Here is an 18,832-nt window from a genome sequence, read left to right as displayed (position 1 = left end):
GATGTCTAAGTTTAAACTCAAGAGTAGAATTCTTATCAGGATTTTCCTGGTGCTGGCTGGTTTGTTTGTCTTAACACCAGCTGATTCTGAGGCAACGCCAATCAATGTTGCTTCTGTGACCAGCCCGATGTTCATTCAGGCTCTCCCACAAATTGATTTGTCGATAGGCAGTAATGGGGCAACAGCTCAGGATGAAGATTTTACACTGCCTATTCAAGCTCTGATACTGATTACGGTGCTTTCATTTGGATCGGCATTCATCACTATGATGACCAGTTTTACACGCATCATCGTGGTGTTTTTCTTTCTGCGAATGGGTTTGGGTACCCAGCAATCTCCACCAAATCAGGTGCTGGTTGGCTTGGCTTTATTTCTTACCATTTTCATCATGAAGCCGACTTTCGATAAAATGAATGAGCAGGCCATTCAACCGTATATCAACGAAGAAATGACACAGATGGAGGCGTTGAGTGCGGCTTCTGTACCTTTAAAAGAATTTATGATTCGACAGACCTCCGATCAGGATCTGCTGTACTTTATGGATATGGCTGAGATCCAAAGCGTAGATAATGTGGAGACGCTTCCACTTTATGTAGCTGTGCCTGCCTACGTGTTAAGTGAGCTTCGTATTGCATTCCAGATCGGTTTTATGATTTACCTGCCTTTTATGGTGATTGATCTGGTGGTAGCTTCCATTCTGTTGGCTATGGGTATTATGTTCCTGCCTCCGGTAATGGTTTCGTTGCCTTTCAAAATCCTTGTTTTTGTACTTACGGATGGATGGTATCTGCTGGTACAATCGCTGGTTCAAAGTTTTAATTAGGGAAAAATGAATATAGATACCGCACTTTATTGGTTACAGGAAATGCTCACAGCCGTTGTTGTATTATGTTCTCCGGCTATGGTGGGGGCACTAGCCGTAGGTTTGGCCGTTGCTATTTTTCAGGCAGCGACTTCGATCCAGGAAATGACATTGAGTTACATTCCAAAGATGGTTGTAGTTGTAGTTGTACTGTTCTTTTCCTTTGGTTTTATGTTGCAGTTTGCGGTCGATTTTATGCACCGCATCTTCGATTTCATTCCACAGATTACGCAATAATCATATCTGATGAAGCTAACACTCATCAAAAAACAGGGATAGGGTATGGAATCACTGACGATAGATATGATTTTATCGGTCTTCCTTGTTTTTACCAGAGTAGCAGCGCTTATTATGACCGGACCTTTTTTCAGTTCGGCAGCTTTTCCAAAGCAAATCAAGCTTTACTTCGCTATGGCTACCACGATTTTGCTTTTTTTCGCTATACCTGCTGAGGGTGCTTTTGTATCTGCCAGTGACGGTACGTTATTTATTTTCCAGGCCATAATACTCGAAGTTCTGGTAGGCATGGCATTGGGACTGGTGGGGCAGCTGGTTTTTGCAGGCCTGGAAATGGCAGGCATGCTCATCAGTTTAAATACCGGACTCAGCTTTGCCAATATGATTGACAGTTCAACTCAACAGCAAAGTGCTGTGCTGAGTAATCTTTTCAGTATGATTGCCGTGTTGGTCTTTCTGTCGATTGATGGAGATAAAATCTATATCAGTGCGTTGGCAAGAAGCTTCGAAGTCATTCCGGTTAATGAAGCCCAGATCCATCTGGCCGGACCCTATATGCTTGAAATAGCAACCTATCTTTTCACCATTGGTGTGCAAATTGCTTCCCCATTTATCATTGTGCTGTTTTTGCTCGACGTGTCTCTGGCTATCTTTGCCCGGATTATGCCGCAGGCCAATATGATGTTTATCGCCCTTCCTATAAAATTTGGGGTCGGTATTGCGCTGCTGATGTTGGCTATTCCATATCTTCCCACTGCCTTTGATATGATGTTTCAGCATCTCTATGACTTCCTGGTAGAAGTAATGGGTGTGATCTCACCACAGCCGTTTTAGGCAGCACAAACGTTTCTTTAGAATCATCCTGGGGATATTCCGAAAGTTCTTTCCAGAAACATTTGGCAGGCAACTTATGACTCAGGTTCTTCGCTCTGCTCAGAATGACTTTGGAGAGAAGCCAGAGAAACTGCTATAATCTGTTATGGGGTGATAAGGAAGGGAAGGGATTCAGCTTTGAGCAAAAAGCATCAAACCTGCAGGTCAATATGTCCGCCGATGTTTTCGTCTTTAGACTTAGGCTTCTGGGGTTCCCTTGATTGAGCTTTTACTTTAAATTCGGATAGGGATTCGCGACTCAATGCTACTTCATCTTCGATTACGAAAGGAGGGCGGTCTTTTTCATCCTGTCGGTCTTGCCGGCCTTTTTTTTGCTTCTCTTCCGCTTCCTGTTTGTGCTTCAGGAGCTCCGGAAGTTTAGTAAAGCGCGTTATTTTTGGTACAAGTGACATTTTGAAATACCGAAAAGTTTATTCGTTATTTCTTTATCGGATCAAAAAGAGGAGAAATTAAATTAGAATTGCAAGTCGACGTCAGGAAAAGAGCACCTAAGGTATGGTATAGGTTTAGTAAGCAATTAGTGGCATAGATAGATTCTTGGCTGACATCGAATTGGAACGCGGATAACACCGATCTTGTGGATAATCACGGATCAATAATTATCTGCAAATCATAAAAAATTCCGCGCTAATTCACCTCATCCCTGTCATCTGCGTTCTATTTTATAATGTTCGGGGGGCTTGGTGAGTTTTTGCTTAACTAACCATCCGCATAAACTACCTGCCCTTTTCCAAGATCATGTTTGAGCTGGATCAACAGTTTACCTACAATCTGTGAAATCCGGGCTTCGGTAAGCTCCAGAAGCAGGGCAATTTCACTCATCGTCATATCTTCGTAATAGTACAGCATCAGGATGAGACGGTCTCTTTCTTTTAGCTGACCGATTTTCTTTTGCAGGGCTTCCGTACGTTCTTTCTTCTCTAAATTAGTATCCGGTGTTTCCGAGTTTGGGTCTTCATGAAAGTCGTAGAAAGATCCGGAGTCCTCATCATAAGCCGGGGTGTCCAGGGAAAGTACATTTCGCTGCTGCACATTGGAAAGTAACTTATAATAGTCATCCATAGGCATTTCCAGCTCATTGGCAATTTCTTCATCGGAGGGCTGTCGTCCTAAAACTTGGCTGAGGCGTTGAGTAACTTCCTGAACCTGTCCATAGTTTTTGCGTTGTTTGCGGGGAAGTTGGTCAATGCTTCTCAGGTAATCAACGATGCTTCCGCGAATGCGGTAATAAGCAAAAGTATTGAACTGAATATTGCGTTCACAATCGTAAGAATCTAAAGCCTGTAGCAGCCCTATAATACCCGCACTTTCCAGATCTTCGCGGTGGGCGAGAGGCTGATCAGGCCGGTTAATCTTTCCGATGATACTTCGAATTAACGGCGTGGATTTACTGATAATGCAGTTTCTGAGACCATCTGCAGGATTTTTGCAATATATTTCAACCAGTTCCTGTAGTGATTTATTTCCCATGATTAGCCTTCTCCGTTAGCTTTTGAAGTATTTCCGCTGTTTGGCATTGATAGACCATCTGAATCCTGATCTTCCCGAAGCACATTCAACAAAAAGATGGAGATATAAACCACGGCAAACAGAATCATAAAAGCCAGCATACTGCGGTAGAGGGCTACTTCAATGTTCACCCCGGAAATCATCAAAAGCATGAAAAGAATCAGCGATATAACAGTAATAAGTCGTATTAACATGGTTTTCTCCTTCCTTTAGTGTACAGTCTTTAAAAGTGTTTTTTCCCTGTTTTTAGCATATGCCAACACGTTTTCTGCAATAAACTCAAATTCCTTAAGTATGGAGTTTGGTCCTTCCATTTGCAGCAGGGGTTTTTGTCTTTGAACCGATTGCCTTACCAGATCACTTGCAGGAATAAATCCGAAATACTGTGTCTGTTTATTCAGGAAATAGTTCAGAATAGTGTTGAACCGCTGATAGGTACTCTGTGCGGTTTCTTCACTTTCCGCATAGTTTACAATACTTGCAAAATGGTATTCCGGGTCTATATTGAATACATACTTACAAAGACGGTAAACATCGGAAATAGCCGTAGGTTCATCTACCAAAACCAGGATACCAACCTGTGAAATATCCAGTGCCCAAAGCGACATTTCTCCAGCTCCGGCCGGGGTATCAATGATGACAAAGTCATGGTCTTGCTTCAAATAAAGAGTTACCTGGTCAAGGGCGTCCATGAACAGGTCTGGTTTAAATTTATTTTCGCCGGGTTCATTTGCCCCGGTTACCAGCGTGATTCCTGAGGTATAATAAAGCAGGTCTTCAATTCCACACTTACCTTCTATCCAGGTACTTACAGTGGCGCTAACGGGTTCATTTAGCAGGGTTGCACAATTGGCCAAACCCAAATCAGCATCCAGCAATGCGACTTTATAACCAAGTTTGCTCAGCATGGTAGCCGTATTGACGCTGGTCATACTTTTTCCAACGCCGCCTTTTCCGCTAATGACCGTAAATACAAATGGTTGTTCTAATTCGATGGACTGTTTCATAGTTCTAATTTTCCTGTAATACCTTTTGAGCAAACCACTGAGGGTTAAACTCATTCAAGTTATTCAACTTGTTGCCGGTACTGATATACCGGGCGCTGCATCCCATTTTTTGGAGGAATGGAATCACCGGACCCCACTGCGAGATTTCATCAAGATGAGTTATTGCCACATAATCGGGCTGAAGTGGGTGGTGTTTAGCTGATGAGTTCTGGAAGTAAAATCGGCTCAAAGCTGCATTTACCACGTAATGGACTTCTAATGGAGCCAAAGGTGAAAGCAGTTGCCGGATTTTCCAAAACTCACGGAACGAGTTATCCTGTTCAGTACTTAAAGACGGCGTATCGATAAATACATGGTCAAATTCGGTTAGCTCTTCTACTAGTTTCGTTACATCAAGTCCGCTTTGAACTTTGAAGTAAGGAATTTCATACTGCGCACAGAACGGCTCCAGGATCGTGTAATAAGGTGCTTCCTGTTCAGTTTGTGGATAGACAGAAATTACCGCCAGCTTCTTATCAATCATGAAATCAGGATGCTGAGTCAGCTTCATAATCAGTTGAGTTTTACCCGCACCCGATGGCCCTGCAAACAGCATAAATTTCTGTGGTTCTTCGTCAGCTGGTTTTCCCAAAGCCGTTCGGATAATTCTCGCCAGCTTCGACATAAATAGCTCGCCCTGATCATAAGGATCGATTCCTTCTTTAATAATTTCGCTGAACCAGCCCGCAATTACACTGGTGTTAATTCCGGTATGAACCAACTGCTGGAAAGCAGGATGGGAAGCATAATCCAGGTTCGCTGAAATAAGCGCTGAATCAAGCAGTGCCTCCAGCTTATCAAATCGTTTGTGCAGGGCTTTGATCTCTCGTTCATTATGCCGTGTAGAAACTACTTCCTGAACTTCAGGTGCTACAGTAGTTTGTGGCTTTGATGGCTTGAAGTGAGTAATAAAGCCATTACTTTTTCCTTTTTCAGCAGGAGCTTCCTTTTTCTCTGTCTCAGGTTTTTCCGACGCTGAATCCGGTTTTTTAAAATTATTTTCTTTTTTCTTTTCCCGGGCTGGTTTTACCGGACGAATGAAGGAACGGCTGTACAACATATCGGAAGTTTTTTCCGGTCCGTCATCATTTGGTTCCTCTAAAGTGGTTGTTCCATTTTGGTGTCCGTTTAGTTCCGCACCCATTTGTTGCTCTGCAAATTTCCGAAGAGAACCCAATGTATCCTTCTTTGTGCGAAAGCTTTCACTTTCGCTGTTCTGAGGTGCAGGAGCATTATCAGATCGCTCAAATTTTACGCCTTCTTGAGGAGCGGATTTAGGCTGAGCCTGGGCAGGTTTTTTATTCTGATGCCCGTTTGTTTGGCCCTCTTTTTTTCCATCCGAGAAGATGGTGATCCGGGCTTTTCCATCAGCTCCTTCGGCCTCAGAGGACTCAATAACCAGGAAATCATCCCCATACATCTGCTGGGCACTTTTCTTAGCCGCCTCTATTGTTTTCCCAAAAATATTCTTCAATATCATGCCAGTACGTGTTCTTCAGGTTGTTGCGCTGGTTGTTCTGTTTTAGCCATTGATTGATTCATTTTTACGTTGTCTTCAATCTTCAATCGGCCGAATGTTTTAAACTGTACGTCTTGACTAATGTCGTTGTACGACAGCACATTTATATCTGGCAAAATTGGTGCCAAAAATTCGAAAAGGGTGAAGCGGAGAACCGGCGAAGTCAGTAAAATTGGTTCAAAACCCTGCCGGATCATGTTGTCAAAAGTTGCCGAAGCGTTCTTATATAATTTTTCAACAGTTTCTGGGGTTAAGCCAAGGGTATTGCTATTCAAAGTTCCCTGTTGTGCTTGTGAAATGAGATGAGATTCGAGATTTGAATCCATCATTACTACTGTTACTTCATTTTCTGCGTTTGCAAACTGACGGGTGATTGTTTCAGACAAAGCCGCCCGGCAATACTCGGTAAGAACATCGGTGTTGTTGGTTTGATGGCAGTAATCAGCCAGTGTTTCCAATATGGTAACGAGATCTTTAACGGGGACGCGTTCACGCAGTAATCTCTTCAATACTTTCTGGATCTCACCAACTTTCATACCGTCCGGAATGAGCTCCTCAACCAGGGCAGAGTGCTGCTCTTTGATGTTATCAATAAGCTTTTTCACCATCTGGCGGTCAACGAGCTTGTGGGCATTTTTCTTCAGCACTTCCATCAGGTGGGTGGTGATCACCGCTCCGGATTCAATTACTGAAAGCCCATATTTTTCCGCCTGTGATTTATTCTTTCCACTCACCCAAATGGCATCCATCCCAAAGGTCGGGTCTTTGGTCTCAATACCCTGGATATCCGGTTTGAAATCTGCGGGAAGCAACGTGAGGTGATAGCCGGGCAGCAGTTCACCATCGCCCTGCATAATGCCTCTCATCTTAATAGTATAGTGATTGGCATCCAGCTGAACGTTATCCCGGATTCGAATTGAAGGGATAATAATTCCTAATTCTGAAGCAAGCTGTTTTCGGAGTGAAGTCATACGATCCAGTAAATCGCCCCCTTGATTGGCTTCTACCATTGGAATCAGGCTGTAGCCAATTTCCAGTTCCAGAGTATCCATCAATAAGTAATTCTCTACCGGATCTTCTGCTTTACCAGATAATGCTTTTGTTTCGGCTGCTTCCTCTTCGATTCGCTCTTCTTCTTCCCGCTGGAAGTTTTTCAGTCCCATAAACAGGAAGAAACCAGCTATACTCCAGAATGGGATAACCGGCAGTCCGGGCAGCATTCCCATGAAAAAGACAAAAACGGCACCTATGATTACCGTTTTAGGGTTCCCCAGCAGTTGGAATTTAAGTTCATTACCCAGGTTTCCTTCTGAAGCAGCACGAGATACCATGATACCTGCGGCCGTTGAGATCAAAAGGCCGGGAATCTGAGAAACCAGACCGTCACCGATGGTCATCAGGGTATATTTTGCAGCTGCGGCTCCAATCGGCATCCCAAGCTGAACGGTTCCGATAATAAGACCGCCTATAATATTTATAAAGGTGATGAGGAGACCGGCAATTACATCTCCACGGACAAACTTACTCGCACCATCCATGGCACCGTAAAAGTCAGCCTCACGGGCAATTTCTTCTCGTTTCTTTTTGGCTTCTTCGTCTGTGAGTAATCCGGCGGCGAGGTCGGCATCAATCGACATCTGCTTACCGGGCATGGCATCGAGGGTAAATCGGGCTGCTACTTCAGCAATACGGGTAGCACCTTTGGTAATTACCACAAAGTTGATAATCACCAAAACTGCAAAAATGATAATCCCGATTACAAAGTTACCCTGAACAATAAATCCTCCAAACGATTCAATAATAGAACCGGCATATCCCTCACTTAAAATCAGTCGGGTGGTTCCCACGTTAAGCGAAAGCCGGAAAAGGGTGAGGATCAAAAGCATGCCGGGGAAAACGGCAAACTGTAAAGGCTTCAAAGCATAGAAGGCCACCAGCATCACGATGAGGGAAAGGGAGATGTTCAACGCCAGGAAGAAATCCATCAACTGTGTGGGGAACGGTATAATCATAATCAACAGGATCATGATGATACTGGAGGAAATTAAGACGTCCGTCTGGAAAAATGTTCCTTTTAACTTTTCGGTTGTGATTCCGCCAAAGGCCATATGAATTATACTTTGTGTTTGTTTTTCAGTTTATAAACATACGCCAGGATCTCTGCTACGGCGCGATATAGGTCTGCAGGAATGAACTCGTCTTCCTCTGCCGTCGCATAAAGAGCACGGGCTACAGGTACATTCTCTACAATTGGTATGCCATACTGTTTGGCCAGCTCTTTAATTCTCAAAGCCCGAAGTCGTTTTCCCTTCACCATTACAATGGGTGCATTACTTTTTTCGGGATCGTATTTAATGGCTACCGCATAGTGGGTTGGGTTGGTGACGACTACATCGGAAGCAAGTACCGCATGATCCATTCTTTTTTGCTGGCGCAGCTTCATTCCGAATTTTCTACGCTGACCTTTCACGTGAGGATCTCCTTCCATCTGTTTGTACTCGTCTTTTACTTCCTGCTTGGTCATGCGAAGGTCTTTTTTATGCTGGAATCGCTGATAAACTGCATCAGCAATGGAAAGAATAAGCAGGGCCGCCATAATCCTGGTTACAAATAAAAGGATGAATGAACCGGACTGACTCATACTGTAATCAAGAGGGGAGATGATGAATGAAACAAAGTGGTTGACGTCGCTTCGCATAGTGAAGTAAGCCACGATAAGGATGATGAACAGCTTTAGCATTCCTTTTACAAGCTCAACTAATCCTTTTGTGGAAAAAATATTCTTGAGTCCTTTGAGCGGATTCATTTTACTGCCTTTGAATTGCAAGGCTTCAAAGGAAAAGACCCCGCCGGTTTGCACCACATTAACCAAGACAGCCATAACAAGAAGTGCAACCATCATCGGCGCGATCATTTCCATGCCTGCCCAAAGTGCATCCTGAAGATAACGGGTTGCTTCTTCCTGGTCGGCGAAACCGGTACCTGCATTTGAAAAGAATGATTCAAACAGTTTGGTAAGCCGATCTCCGATTAAACCGCTCATAGATACAAACGATATAATAGCCGTAACCATCAGTGCAACGGAGGACACCTCCTTGCTGACACTTACATTCCCTTCCTTCCTCGCATCATCGAGGCGTTTCTGGGAGGGTTCCTCCGTTTTTTCCTGATCTGATTTATTATCTGCCATGTCCCATTAATATCAAAAACAGTACCACGGGTGCCAGCTTTATAATTAGGCTGATTTAACAGGATTGAAGGGGCAGGGAAAGGACAAAAAGTCCAGTAAACGGAAAACATTTCCAGAAAAGGGGAGAGCAAAGAGAGGGTGCAACTTTTCCCGTTGCAGGAAAATCTTTCTGTAATGCAGAAAAAGTAGTAAGACTAAGGCCGGGGCTGCCTCAGAAATATTTAATGACCTCTAAAAGTGTATCAGAATAGTCCTAAAGCCATTTTTTAAAGGTATTCGGGTGAACTAAAAATCGATATTAAACCGACTGGCACAGATTTTGTAATCCAGTTCGTGAAGATCGAAGGAAATGTTCTCCTTAGTTCTCGACAGATTTTTTGAAAGCTTAAATCATGATCACAAACAGTTACCAATGATTGACAGACTATATACCCAAATGCAGGCGATGCAGGTTTTGTCCCGGTCTCAGGAAATGACGGCTGACAACCTTTCGAATATAAACACGCCGGGTTTTAAAGGGACTAAAGTGTTCTACCGCATGTTCCAGGAGAATGTGAATGGGAAAAATATTTCAAAGAGTGTACCCATGCAACAGGTGAATCTGGAGCAAGGCGTTTTGGAGCCCACCGGTAATGAGTTTGATATGGGCATTAACGGGAATGGTTTTTTTGTGGTGGAAGATAACGGAGAACAGTTTTTAACCCGTGACGGCCGCTTTCACCTTGACCCTGATGGATATCTGGTGAACAGTTCCGGTGCTAAAGTAATGGGAGATTCTGGCCCGGTTCAGCTTGCAGAATATATGCAGTCGAACGGCGAAAATGGGGGTAATACTATGCTTGAAATATCCAAAGATGGAACCATTCGCTTAAATAACAAAGCGCAGGACAAGCTTCGAATTATGAATGTGGTAGACCCAGCCATGCTGAACCGGAAAGGAAGTGCATACTTCACCGTAATGGATGAAGACTTGCTTTCTGAAGATGGTACCGGCATGGTGATGCAGGGATATTATGAAAAAGGAAATGTACAGCCCCTGACGGAGATGGTGGATATGATGAGAAACATGCAGGCTTTTGAAAGCCAGCAGCGAGCACTTAAAACCACAGATGAGATGCTTTCTCAGGTAACCACCCGACTGGGCAGGTTTTAATTATTAAACAACAGAATAAACAACAGCATTATGTTTAGAGCATTAAGTACAGCCGCACTTGGAATGAGTGCTCAACAGCGATCGGTAGATAACATAGCCAACAACCTGGCTAACGTGGGAACTACCGGTTTCAAGCGAAGCACCATTGCTTTTCAGGATCTATTCTATGAAAACATTGCCTCTTCCAAGCTTGGTAATTCAGGAAATCAGAATTCAGGTGGACCGTCATTACAGATTGGTCATGGTTCACGAGCCGTCGCCACTATCAGAAACTTTATGCAAGGTTCTGTAGCTGAAACGGGAAATGCACTGGATTTAGCCGTCAGCGGAGCTGGCTTCTTTCAGGTTGAACTACCTGACGGTAACATTGGCTATACCCGCGACGGTAACTTTAGTCGTGATGCCACCGGGATGCTTGTAAACAATTCCGGTTTGCCACTGGCCAGCCAAATTGAAATCCCAACCGATGCTGTGGCTATTGAAGTTTCTCAAAACGGAACGGTAACAGCTCTAATGGCAGGCGATAACACCCAGGTTGAACTCGGCCAAATTGAACTGGCCAAATTCTCTAATGCGGGAGGACTCGAAGCTCTGGGTGATAACTTATTTGCTGAGACTGAGTCTTCAGGAATGCCCTTTTTCGGTGAGCCGGGATCAGAAGGATTTGGTGTGGTCCGCCAGGGATACCTTGAGCAGTCCAACGTAGACATTGTAACCGAAATGGTACGATTGATTGAAGCACAGCGTGCGTATGAAACCAATTCTAAAATGGTTCAAACCGCTGAAGACATGATGTCGGTAACCAATTCTATCAAACGATAAGACCCATAAGCAATCTATAGCATTGTGATACCGATACTCCTCATATTTCTTTCGTGTGTCTTTTCTGTAGCGGAACCGGCGTACCCCGTTTTGAATGATGAAACCAAGCAATTCATCATTGAGAGGGCACAGGAATCAATAGAAGAGAAATATGATCCCAAGGAGTATCGGTTCACTCTTTCTGCCCGGTGGATTCCCGGTAGTCTTTTAAAAACCAGTCCCGAAAATGTACGGTCTGTCAGGCTGAGTGGAGTTGTGGAGCAATACACGAATTTTGAAGTGCTTTACATTGAAGGAAATAAGCCAGAGCAGGTTCAAATCCAGCTAAAAGTTGAAACTGAACAAAAATTACCGGTACCCAATCATAGAATGACCAGCGGTGAAACCATAGAAGCCAAAGATTTAAGCTGGCGATGGGTACCTGTAAGAATGGGAAGGGATAACCCGGTTCGCAAATTGGAAGAGCTGAATGGAAAGACTTTAAGACGAACCCTGAATCCTGGACAACCCATTCAACATTCAGAGATTAGCACACCCTATTTGGTAGAAGCAGGTGAAGATGTTGATCTGGTATTCACGGAGTTTGGTATCCAGATTATTCTAACATGTGAGGCTCGACAAAGCGGAGCCATCAACGAAGACATTCAAATTTACTGTAAAGAAACCCGAAATAAATACCTGGGCAAAGTAAAAGGCCCCGGAGAAGCATTATGGCAAAAAACACATTAACAACCCGATTGTTACCAGCTATTCTCTTTTTATCGCTCCTTTTATCTGGGGTGACTAATGCCCAGAGTTCTCTGTATAGAGATGTGAAGGCAAATCAAGTGGGAGACATTATCACGGTAATTCTTAAGGAAAGCACGTCTGGCAGTTCTACCTCTGATTCTAAACTTTCCACCAGTTCTGATGGGTCAGCTAACGGTGCTATCAGTGGAAACTTTCTTCCTTTCGAACCCACTTTTGGTTCCGGCGTGAATGTGAACTACGGTTCCGATCAGAAAAACCTGTCGAGTCAGCGCCAGTTACTCGAAGGCTATATAAGTGTGCAGATTGTTGAAGTGACTGCGCGAGGAGACCTGATTGTAGAAGGAAACCGGATGACGGAAGTAAACGGCGAAGTTCACAAAATGTCGATTACCGGAACCGTTCGGCAAAATGATGTAGACAGCCGTAATCAGGTTCTTTCCTATCGGATTGCCAATGCCAATATCAGTTATCAGAAAATGGGTGGTATCAAAAAGAAAAAACAAGACCGTGGATTCCTCAAGAAAGTGGTGTTTACTGGTGTAACCCTCGGAATGGGAGCAGCCATGATACTCCGAGAACTCCAACGACGATAATGTTTATCAAAAGAATCGAAATGAAAAAGAAATTATACACTCAACTTATTGTTGCCCTTTCGTTTTTAGCCTTTACAGGTTCAGTACAAGCGCAGTCTAAATTGGCCGACCTGGTTGAAATTCAACATGCCGAAAGAACCGAATTGATTGGATATGGGCTGGTGACTGGTCTGGACAGGACAGGAGATCGATCTTCCAGCAGCCGGGGATCGGTATTTACCGTTCAGTCGATTGCGAATATGCTGGAGAACTTCGGAATTACCGTTGATGCTGAACGCCTCCGAACCCGAAATGTAGCCGCTGTGATGGTTACAGCTACCATCACCCCGTACCATGCTCCCGGTAGTGAAATTGATATCACCATTTCCTCTTTGGGAGATGCAAGTAGTTTGCAAGGAGGGGTACTGCTTCAAACTCCGCTTTTTGATCCGGATAACGATGCCGTTTTTGCCAAAGCTCAGGGTCCGCTAATCGTAGGGGGAATAACGGCTGAAATTCCAGGCGCCCGCCTCAGCCAAAACCAAACATTGACGGCAACCATCCCGAGTGGAGGGACTGTAGAGCGAAACGAGGAATTCAATTTAAGTACGGAAGAACCTTTGGGGTTGGTCCTGAGAGAACCAAACTATGCCAATGCCCGGAATATGGTTGAAATCATCAACGAGACATTTGATGAAGAACTGGCTTCGATGCATCACCCGGGTTTGGTGAAAGTGAATTGGCCGGAAGCCTTCAGAGACCGTGGTACCATGAACGTTTTTACCAGCATTATTCTGGAGCAGGAAATTCAGGTTCAGTCTCCGGCTAAAGTAGTTATTAACGAGCGAACCGGAACCATCGTAGCCGGTGGTGAAGTGGTTATTGACGATGTAATGATTTCGCACGGAAATATTCAGGTGCGAACCCAGGTAACACCATATGTGAGTCAACCACCGGCATTCAGCGGGGGAGAAACCCAGGTGTTGAATGTGCCGGAAGCGGGCATTAGTGAACAGGCAGCTCAAACCATTGTGCTGGAACCGGAGACGAATGTACAGCAATTGGCCGGTTCACTGAACGCGCTGGGACTAAGCCCGAGAGATATCATCTCGATTTTTCAGGCACTGGACAGGGCCGGTGTATTACGTGGCAAACTCATTGTGATGTAGAGGAAAGACAAAAGGAAAAACATGAAAGTAGACGACTCTTTTTTAAACATAGCCCGAAATCAGGTTGATAAGAACAGAAGCCAGGATCTTCAAAAAGAGAAGGCGGCTACTGATTTCGAAGAGATTTTTGCAAAGCATTTGGTGAATGAGCTCACTAAAGATTCATTTAAGATGTCCGATAACGGCGGCATGATGGGACAATCGAACAATATGTACAGAAGCTTTATCACCGATGCTCTGGCGAGTGAACTCGCGGCTCAAAGAAAATTAGGAATGGCAGATTTGGTGTCCAGATACTGGGATCAGTCTTCCGCTTCATCCAAAAAGTAATTCATAAATAAAGATTAAAAAGCAATGTATAACATATCCGAAACCACTTCATTAGAACACATAGCAGAATCGGTTGAGCTGCTTCATAATTGCTCCAAACAGATTATAAAGGTAATGGAGGACCAGATTGATGCTGTCATCGCTTCAAATCCGGTAAGAATTGAAGAACTTTCCGAGGTGCACGGTAATCTGTCTAAACGATTTAAAATTCACGAGCAGGAATTCATCAGTGAACTATCCACACTATTAGCCACTTCAGGAAGTACAGCACCGGTGCGGTTGGTGAGCCTTAAAGAGGTGTTTCCGGAGTCTGTAACTGATATAGAAAATTGGCACAAAACGCTCACCGCTGATACCAAAGAACTGCAGCGTAAGCATAACCAGATTTTACAGCTGCTTGAGTTTGCGATGAGCCAGAATGCCCGCATGATGCAGTCTATGTACAGTGCTCATAATTCCAAAAACACACATTATGCACCTACGGGGCAACAAAAGGGAATTACAACAGGTGTAGCACTCAACCAGGAGATCTGATTATGCGCTCTCTATTTGAAATTTCTAAAAGCGGATTACGAAGTGCCGAACGGTCTCTTTCGGTTACCTCAAATAACATTGTGAATGCCGACACGAAGGGATATTCACGCCAGCGGATCGACAAAACTCCGAATGGTATGAAGATGACCGGTTATAACACCGGGCTTGGGGTAAATATTTCGAATGTAACCCGTCTCCGAAACGAGATGAACGATGTGATGCTGAACGAAAAGCGGCAAAACATGTCGTTCATGCAGAGTAAAGCCCGGGTTTTTGAACAGCTTGAGGCCAGTATGGCTTCCGATTCAGGCAGCGATCTGGATCTGAGTATCAGCAATTTGTTGGATACTTTTTCCGAGCTGTCCACCGACCCGCAGGATATCAGCGTTCGAAACAGCCTGATCAGTGATGCCCGGCAACTGACCACTAAATTTAAGGATGTAAGCAGGAATATAGATCGCACCAGCGATCTGATTCTGGAGTCATCCAACAGCACTATTAATGCAATTAACGGCTTGCTGGGAGAGATTCATTCTCTGAATCAGACCATCGCTCAGGCTGACGCAGCCGGAGCTCCCGATAATACAAGTCTGGATCTCAGGGTGCGAAAGCTGGAGGAGTTATCTGAGCTTACCGACTACGAAATAAGCACCAACGATTCCAATGCTGTTGAATTACGTATTGGTGGGGTGAAGGTGCTGGATGCAGAAAAAGCAGATCACCTGAAAGCTGAAATTAACGATGTGGATAAGGCCTACCAAATCCGGCTTGAAAGCGGGAAAACAGTGGAGCCTCAGGGTGGTCAGCTTGGAGCAGAGCTTGAGATGTATCAAACCGAAATACCCGCATTGAAAGACCGGCTGGATGAACTTGCATCAACAATAGTGACCGAGTTTAATGCCATTCACTCCGGCGGTTATGGACTGAATGACAGCGTAAGCCGAAACTTCTTCAACCCAACCAACACTACAGCTGATACCATCAGCCTGAACCAGGTATTGGTGGATGATCCGACAAATATTGCGGCTTCTGATACTGCCGGTGAAGCCGGGAATGGTGAAACGGCACTTCAGATCGCAGAACTTCGCAGCCAGCAACTGATTGGCGGAAGAAAGCTGATTGATTATTCGGTGGATTTGATTACATCGGCCGGGAATAGCCTGAGTAGTCTGAACTCTCAAATAGAAGCCCGGGATTCCGAAATTCAGATGCTGACCACCCAGCAGGAACGGGAATCGGGAGTGAATATTGATGAAGAGCTAAGCCTGATGATTCAATATCAAAATGCTTATCAGGGAGCGGCCAAGGTAATGTCGGCCGCACAGAATATGTACGACACACTCATCGGAATTTTGAGGTAAATCATGAGAATTACGCAGAAAACTATTTTTGGAAACTTCATGCGCGATATCAACAAGAATCGCGGTGAAATGGCTAAGATTCAGTCTGACCTTTCCAGCGGGAGATCCGTCCGGGTTCCATCTCAGGATCCGGTTTCTTTTCAGCGAAGCCGAATACTGACGGAAGGCATCCGCAAGGAAGAGCAGTTTCAAAGTAATATTGAAAGCGGCCTCCGGCAAAGCCGATTGGCCCAGGATGCTCTTGATGAAACCATCGACCGGCTGATTGAGATTAAGGAAAAGGTTGTGCAGGGAGCATCCAGCTCGTTGGGAGAAAGCAACCGGGCCAGTATGGCTGATTCCATCTCGGGCATCAGAGATAGCCTGATCAGTACCCTGAACCTGAGCTACGGCGACCGTTATTTATTTGCAGGCACAAACAGTGGGGAAAAGCCTTTTGAACTGGACGGTACGGCCGTGGGTGGGGTTTCAAATGGAAGTAACAACAAATCGCCTAAAGTACAGGCAGGAGATGGTGTGAATATCGACATCAGTGTAACCGGTTCGGAAATCAGAAATACTCCGGCGGGTGATCTTTTTGAGGTGATTGGAAATATTGAACAGGCTTTGCGTGATAACGACGTAACTGCTTTAAATAACCTGCTGCCTGATGTGGATGAGTCCATTGAGCATGTGACGGATGTGACTTCCCGCCTGGGGAATAACATCAACCGTATGGATTTCATGTTTGAACAATATGAAGCCACCCGAATTACGAAAGAAGCGGATATCAGTCGCCTGGTAGATACGGATTATGCCGAGGCGTTCTCGGATTTACAGCGAATTGAAGTAGCGTATGAGTCGGCAATGGCGGTTCATACCACTATGTTCAAAAATACTCTGCTGGATTATCTCTAAGCCTGAACCTTGAAAATAGAATCGGAATCAATAGCCATGAAAGAAGAAACTAAATACAAAGAGTGGATTGATTTGGTCGTTTACCTGACCGACATCAAATACCTGAATTCAAACAAGATTGCTGAATGGGATTCTATTTTCAACAGCATCAGGGTTGTTTGCCCGGCCGAACGTCCGGATGAATTGGATGAACACATCGGATGGCGAATTTCTGAGAAAAAAGAACAGCGATCCGACATTTGGAATGAGATGCTGGCACAATCTGACAAAGAGTGGACCCTTTTTGTGGAAGATGATGAAGTCATTCAGTTCAATGATTTTCCCAATGAGGTGGAGGTCAATGAAAAGAAATGGGCTCCGGCGCTGATTGTTCATACTCAGAATGAAAAGCTGTATCAGCATTATCAAATTCGCCTGGTTCAGAAAGGAAAAACACAGGTATTTGATGGCAAGAATCTTCCGGATTGTACACGGTTCATTACCCAGAATGAAATTGGGTTGGCTTCCATGCCAATTATGATTGAAAGGAAAACAAATCCGGTACAGGAAGTAAACCCTTCGGATGAATTAACGCTTCAATCCTACTCTCCACAGTTATACCTGGTTCAGGGAGATCAGTATTTCAAAGAGGGAAAATATGTGCATGCCGCTGCACAATACCGGCAATTACTCAAGAAAAACCGGTTGTTACCCTTTGATCGCTTAGGAGCGGTTAATGGATTGGCAAGCTGTATGGCCGAACAGTATAAATGGCCTCAGGCATTGGCACTGACTGAGAAATCGCTGGAGGCAGAGCCCCTGCAAAGTCTTCCTTACCTGATTCAGTTCAAAATCTTTCAGTTGCAAAAGAAATGGAAGCAAGCCTATCAGTCGCTGAATAGTTATTACGAACGACTCGAGCTTTATTCACTCGCCAACTTTGATGTGAAAATCTCTGAAGAAGAGACCTTGATTAACCTGGCTGATCTTGCATTGAAATCCGGTTTAAGGGAAGAAGCCTCCAAACTTCTGAACGAACTGTTTGCCGTTAAAAACGGAGAGGTGGACCGCGCTTTTCTGCGTCAGCTTTTAGTGCTATCGATTGAGCTTACGGACTTCAAAAAGTCGGAATTTTTCTTCAACAAAATGTTTGAAGATGAGGTAGGATCCGGAACCATGGACGATGAAGTCCGGGAAGAGCTCAACGATTACATGACCATGTTTATGCAAAATGAGTGGCATGAGTTTGTGTATGAGTTGTACTGGAAGCTTTATAACTCTAACCCTCAAATCGATGAATATCGGCGTCGTCTGATTGTCGCCTCAGTCAAAACGAACAGGGTAGAGCAGGCGCAGAAATTAGTTGCAAAGGTAGCATAAGGCTTGCTTCTGATCGAAACCGGGCATTTACAGAATTCGATCTAAAGTGTGCATAATTTTGATCAGGCTTTCAGAGTTCTGCGAAAAGAAGTATCATTGTAACGTGAAAATTTCTGCTACATATCGCTTTATCGCATCGCTATTAAGTTTTAGTATTCTGGTTGGGGTTTCTCTCCCCGCAGGGCTTCATGCAAAATCTATTGAAGAGTGCGATGCCATGGAAACCGTGCATGATGGTCAGGCAATGCCTGTGACTGTAATGGCAGGCCATGATGACTGTCCCATGGAGCAACAGCTCAAAAAAGATGAAGCTAATCCTGTTATATCAACTGCAGGGATGCATGATTTCGGTTTTGCCTGCGCATGTAGTATTGAAGAAGCTCCGGTTAGAACCGAGTCGCCTGTTTTCCAAAAAGCGAAAGCAAAAGTTTTGGCTGTTGTCCAGATAATTGCGGAAGATCATACCACTCAAACCGAATCCGACAACCACGCTATTCTTATTTCGGATTCGTATTCACCACCTCCTATCTTTTTAGTCAACGAGACTTTTTTGAAATAGGATTCCATTACTCTGTTGGATTTCCAAAATCACTTCTACATACCTCATTTAGTGGCGCTGTATGTAATG

21 protein-coding genes are annotated in these 18,832 nt (G+C 44.4%); 14 read left to right on the top strand and 7 right to left on the bottom strand.

What is annotated here, in order from left to right:
• The first annotated feature begins 1 nt into the window (after position 1).
• From fliP to fliR, 3 genes are read left to right on the top strand one after another with little or no spacing between them, the layout of a single operon-like run.
• Complete coding sequence (fliP, locus tag RIB15_RS14700; RefSeq protein ID WP_502881375.1) at positions 2-823, top strand: flagellar type III secretion system pore protein FliP; 822 nt, start codon at positions 2-4, stop codon at positions 821-823.
• A 6-nt stretch (positions 824-829) separates the two neighbouring features.
• Positions 830-1,099: a flagellar biosynthesis protein FliQ gene (gene fliQ, locus RIB15_RS14695; RefSeq protein WP_350202928.1), complete on the top strand. Its 270-nt coding sequence runs from the start codon at positions 830-832 to the stop codon at positions 1,097-1,099.
• Positions 1,100-1,144: 45 nt separating this feature from the next.
• Positions 1,145-1,933 (top strand): flagellar biosynthetic protein FliR, encoded by a 789-nt coding sequence (gene fliR / locus RIB15_RS14690; protein WP_350202927.1) that lies wholly within the window; start codon positions 1,145-1,147, stop codon positions 1,931-1,933.
• A 191-nt stretch (positions 1,934-2,124) separates the two neighbouring features.
• Here fliR and RIB15_RS14685 read toward each other — a convergent pair whose 3' ends face one another.
• The 7 genes from RIB15_RS14685 to flhB all read right to left on the bottom strand — a co-directional run bounded on the left by RIB15_RS14685 (position 2,125) and on the right by flhB (position 9,257).
• Positions 2,125-2,385, bottom strand: a complete 261-nt coding sequence (locus RIB15_RS14685; protein WP_350202926.1) for a hypothetical protein — start codon at positions 2,383-2,385, stop codon at positions 2,125-2,127.
• Between the two features lie 307 nt (positions 2,386-2,692).
• The gene (locus RIB15_RS14680; protein WP_350202925.1) at positions 2,693-3,463 is read right to left on the bottom strand and encodes a sigma-70 family RNA polymerase sigma factor; all 771 of its coding nucleotides are present in this window, start codon (positions 3,461-3,463) and stop codon (positions 2,693-2,695) included.
• A gap of 2 nt (positions 3,464-3,465) precedes the next feature.
• Positions 3,466-3,696, bottom strand: a complete 231-nt coding sequence (locus RIB15_RS14675) for a hypothetical protein (RefSeq protein WP_350202924.1) — start codon at positions 3,694-3,696, stop codon at positions 3,466-3,468.
• Between the two features lie 15 nt (positions 3,697-3,711).
• On the bottom strand, positions 3,712-4,509 hold the full coding sequence (locus RIB15_RS14670; protein ID WP_350202923.1) for a P-loop NTPase: 798 nt from the start codon (positions 4,507-4,509) through the stop codon (positions 3,712-3,714).
• 4 nt (positions 4,510-4,513) lie between these two features.
• Positions 4,514-6,028 (bottom strand): hypothetical protein, encoded by a 1,515-nt coding sequence (locus RIB15_RS14665; protein ID WP_350202922.1) that lies wholly within the window; start codon positions 6,026-6,028, stop codon positions 4,514-4,516.
• On the bottom strand, positions 6,025-8,175 hold the full coding sequence (flhA, locus tag RIB15_RS14660) for a flagellar biosynthesis protein FlhA (protein WP_350202921.1): 2,151 nt from the start codon (positions 8,173-8,175) through the stop codon (positions 6,025-6,027). Before flhA ends, RIB15_RS14665 begins: the two co-directional genes overlap by 4 nt.
• Positions 8,176-8,180: 5 nt before the next feature.
• The gene (gene flhB / locus RIB15_RS14655) at positions 8,181-9,257 is read right to left on the bottom strand and encodes a flagellar biosynthesis protein FlhB (RefSeq protein ID WP_350202920.1); all 1,077 of its coding nucleotides are present in this window, start codon (positions 9,255-9,257) and stop codon (positions 8,181-8,183) included.
• Between the two features lie 412 nt (positions 9,258-9,669).
• On the opposite strand from flhB, the gene RIB15_RS14650 reads away from it, so the two are divergent.
• The 11 genes from RIB15_RS14650 (at position 9,670) to RIB15_RS14600 (ending at position 18,763) form a co-directional block, all read left to right on the top strand.
• Positions 9,670-10,410 carry a flagellar hook-basal body protein gene (locus RIB15_RS14650; RefSeq protein WP_350202919.1) on the top strand — a complete coding sequence of 247 codons (741 nt, stop codon included), beginning with the start codon at positions 9,670-9,672 and terminating at the stop codon, positions 10,408-10,410.
• Positions 10,411-10,440: 30 nt separating this feature from the next.
• Positions 10,441-11,232, top strand: a complete 792-nt coding sequence (flgG, locus tag RIB15_RS14645) for a flagellar basal-body rod protein FlgG (RefSeq protein ID WP_350202918.1) — start codon at positions 10,441-10,443, stop codon at positions 11,230-11,232.
• A gap of 24 nt (positions 11,233-11,256) precedes the next feature.
• On the top strand, positions 11,257-11,961 hold the full coding sequence (flgA, locus tag RIB15_RS14640) for a flagellar basal body P-ring formation chaperone FlgA (protein ID WP_350202917.1): 705 nt from the start codon (positions 11,257-11,259) through the stop codon (positions 11,959-11,961).
• On the top strand, positions 11,943-12,575 hold the full coding sequence (locus RIB15_RS14635) for a flagellar basal body L-ring protein FlgH (RefSeq protein ID WP_350202916.1): 633 nt from the start codon (positions 11,943-11,945) through the stop codon (positions 12,573-12,575). The genes flgA and RIB15_RS14635 overlap by 19 nt, the downstream gene beginning before the upstream one ends.
• A 20-nt stretch (positions 12,576-12,595) precedes the next feature.
• Positions 12,596-13,723 carry a flagellar basal body P-ring protein FlgI gene (gene flgI, locus RIB15_RS14630; RefSeq protein WP_350202915.1) on the top strand — a complete coding sequence of 376 codons (1,128 nt, stop codon included), beginning with the start codon at positions 12,596-12,598 and terminating at the stop codon, positions 13,721-13,723.
• Between the two features lie 21 nt (positions 13,724-13,744).
• On the top strand, positions 13,745-14,053 hold the full coding sequence (locus RIB15_RS14625; protein WP_350202914.1) for a hypothetical protein: 309 nt from the start codon (positions 13,745-13,747) through the stop codon (positions 14,051-14,053).
• Positions 14,054-14,077: 24 nt separating this feature from the next.
• Positions 14,078-14,587: a flagellar export chaperone FlgN gene (flgN, locus tag RIB15_RS14620; RefSeq protein ID WP_350202913.1), complete on the top strand. Its 510-nt coding sequence runs from the start codon at positions 14,078-14,080 to the stop codon at positions 14,585-14,587.
• 2 nt (positions 14,588-14,589) lie between these two features.
• Entirely contained in the window at positions 14,590-15,948 is a 1,359-nt protein-coding gene (gene flgK / locus RIB15_RS14615; protein ID WP_350202912.1) for a flagellar hook-associated protein FlgK, read from the top strand.
• Positions 15,949-15,951: 3 nt separating this feature from the next.
• Positions 15,952-16,845, top strand: coding sequence for a flagellar hook-associated protein FlgL (flgL, locus tag RIB15_RS14610; protein WP_350202911.1), 894 nt, complete (start codon positions 15,952-15,954; stop codon positions 16,843-16,845).
• A gap of 36 nt (positions 16,846-16,881) precedes the next feature.
• Positions 16,882-18,204, top strand: coding sequence for a tetratricopeptide repeat protein (locus RIB15_RS14605; protein ID WP_350202910.1), 1,323 nt, complete (start codon positions 16,882-16,884; stop codon positions 18,202-18,204).
• A 103-nt stretch (positions 18,205-18,307) separates the two neighbouring features.
• On the top strand, positions 18,308-18,763 hold the full coding sequence (locus tag RIB15_RS14600; protein WP_350202909.1) for a hypothetical protein: 456 nt from the start codon (positions 18,308-18,310) through the stop codon (positions 18,761-18,763).
• Positions 18,764-18,832 lie beyond the last annotated feature (69 nt).

Source organism: Gracilimonas sp., from assembly GCF_040218225.1.
In the GTDB taxonomy this organism is placed as follows: Bacteria; Bacteroidota; Rhodothermia; order Balneolales; family Balneolaceae; genus Gracilimonas.
Note: the sequence above shows the minus strand (reverse complement) of the source record. Positions and strands in the feature narration are given on the sequence as shown.

Excerpts from the sequence above, each read along its gene's own strand:
- fliP (WP_502881375.1), top strand. The coding sequence starts at position 2 with ATGTCTAAGTTTAAACTCAAGAGTAGAATTCTTATCAGGATTTTCCTG.
- fliQ (WP_350202928.1), top strand. The coding sequence starts at position 830 with ATGAATATAGATACCGCACTTTATTGGTTACAGGAAATGCTCACAGCC.
- fliR (WP_350202927.1), top strand. The coding sequence starts at position 1,145 with ATGGAATCACTGACGATAGATATGATTTTATCGGTCTTCCTTGTTTTT.
- RIB15_RS14685 (WP_350202926.1), bottom strand. The coding sequence starts at position 2,385 with ATGTCACTTGTACCAAAAATAACGCGCTTTACTAAACTTCCGGAGCTC.
- RIB15_RS14680 (WP_350202925.1), bottom strand. The coding sequence starts at position 3,463 with ATGGGAAATAAATCACTACAGGAACTGGTTGAAATATATTGCAAAAAT.
- RIB15_RS14675 (WP_350202924.1), bottom strand. The coding sequence starts at position 3,696 with ATGTTAATACGACTTATTACTGTTATATCGCTGATTCTTTTCATGCTT.
- RIB15_RS14670 (WP_350202923.1), bottom strand. The coding sequence starts at position 4,509 with ATGAAACAGTCCATCGAATTAGAACAACCATTTGTATTTACGGTCATT.
- RIB15_RS14665 (WP_350202922.1), bottom strand. The coding sequence starts at position 6,028 with ATGATATTGAAGAATATTTTTGGGAAAACAATAGAGGCGGCTAAGAAA.
- flhA (WP_350202921.1), bottom strand. The coding sequence starts at position 8,175 with ATGGCCTTTGGCGGAATCACAACCGAAAAGTTAAAAGGAACATTTTTC.
- flhB (WP_350202920.1), bottom strand. The coding sequence starts at position 9,257 with ATGGCAGATAATAAATCAGATCAGGAAAAAACGGAGGAACCCTCCCAG.
- RIB15_RS14650 (WP_350202919.1), top strand. The coding sequence starts at position 9,670 with ATGATTGACAGACTATATACCCAAATGCAGGCGATGCAGGTTTTGTCC.
- flgG (WP_350202918.1), top strand. The coding sequence starts at position 10,441 with ATGTTTAGAGCATTAAGTACAGCCGCACTTGGAATGAGTGCTCAACAG.
- RIB15_RS14635 (WP_350202916.1), top strand. The coding sequence starts at position 11,943 with ATGGCAAAAAACACATTAACAACCCGATTGTTACCAGCTATTCTCTTT.
- flgI (WP_350202915.1), top strand. The coding sequence starts at position 12,596 with ATGAAAAAGAAATTATACACTCAACTTATTGTTGCCCTTTCGTTTTTA.
- RIB15_RS14625 (WP_350202914.1), top strand. The coding sequence starts at position 13,745 with ATGAAAGTAGACGACTCTTTTTTAAACATAGCCCGAAATCAGGTTGAT.
- flgN (WP_350202913.1), top strand. The coding sequence starts at position 14,078 with ATGTATAACATATCCGAAACCACTTCATTAGAACACATAGCAGAATCG.
- flgK (WP_350202912.1), top strand. The coding sequence starts at position 14,590 with ATGCGCTCTCTATTTGAAATTTCTAAAAGCGGATTACGAAGTGCCGAA.
- flgL (WP_350202911.1), top strand. The coding sequence starts at position 15,952 with ATGAGAATTACGCAGAAAACTATTTTTGGAAACTTCATGCGCGATATC.
- RIB15_RS14605 (WP_350202910.1), top strand. The coding sequence starts at position 16,882 with ATGAAAGAAGAAACTAAATACAAAGAGTGGATTGATTTGGTCGTTTAC.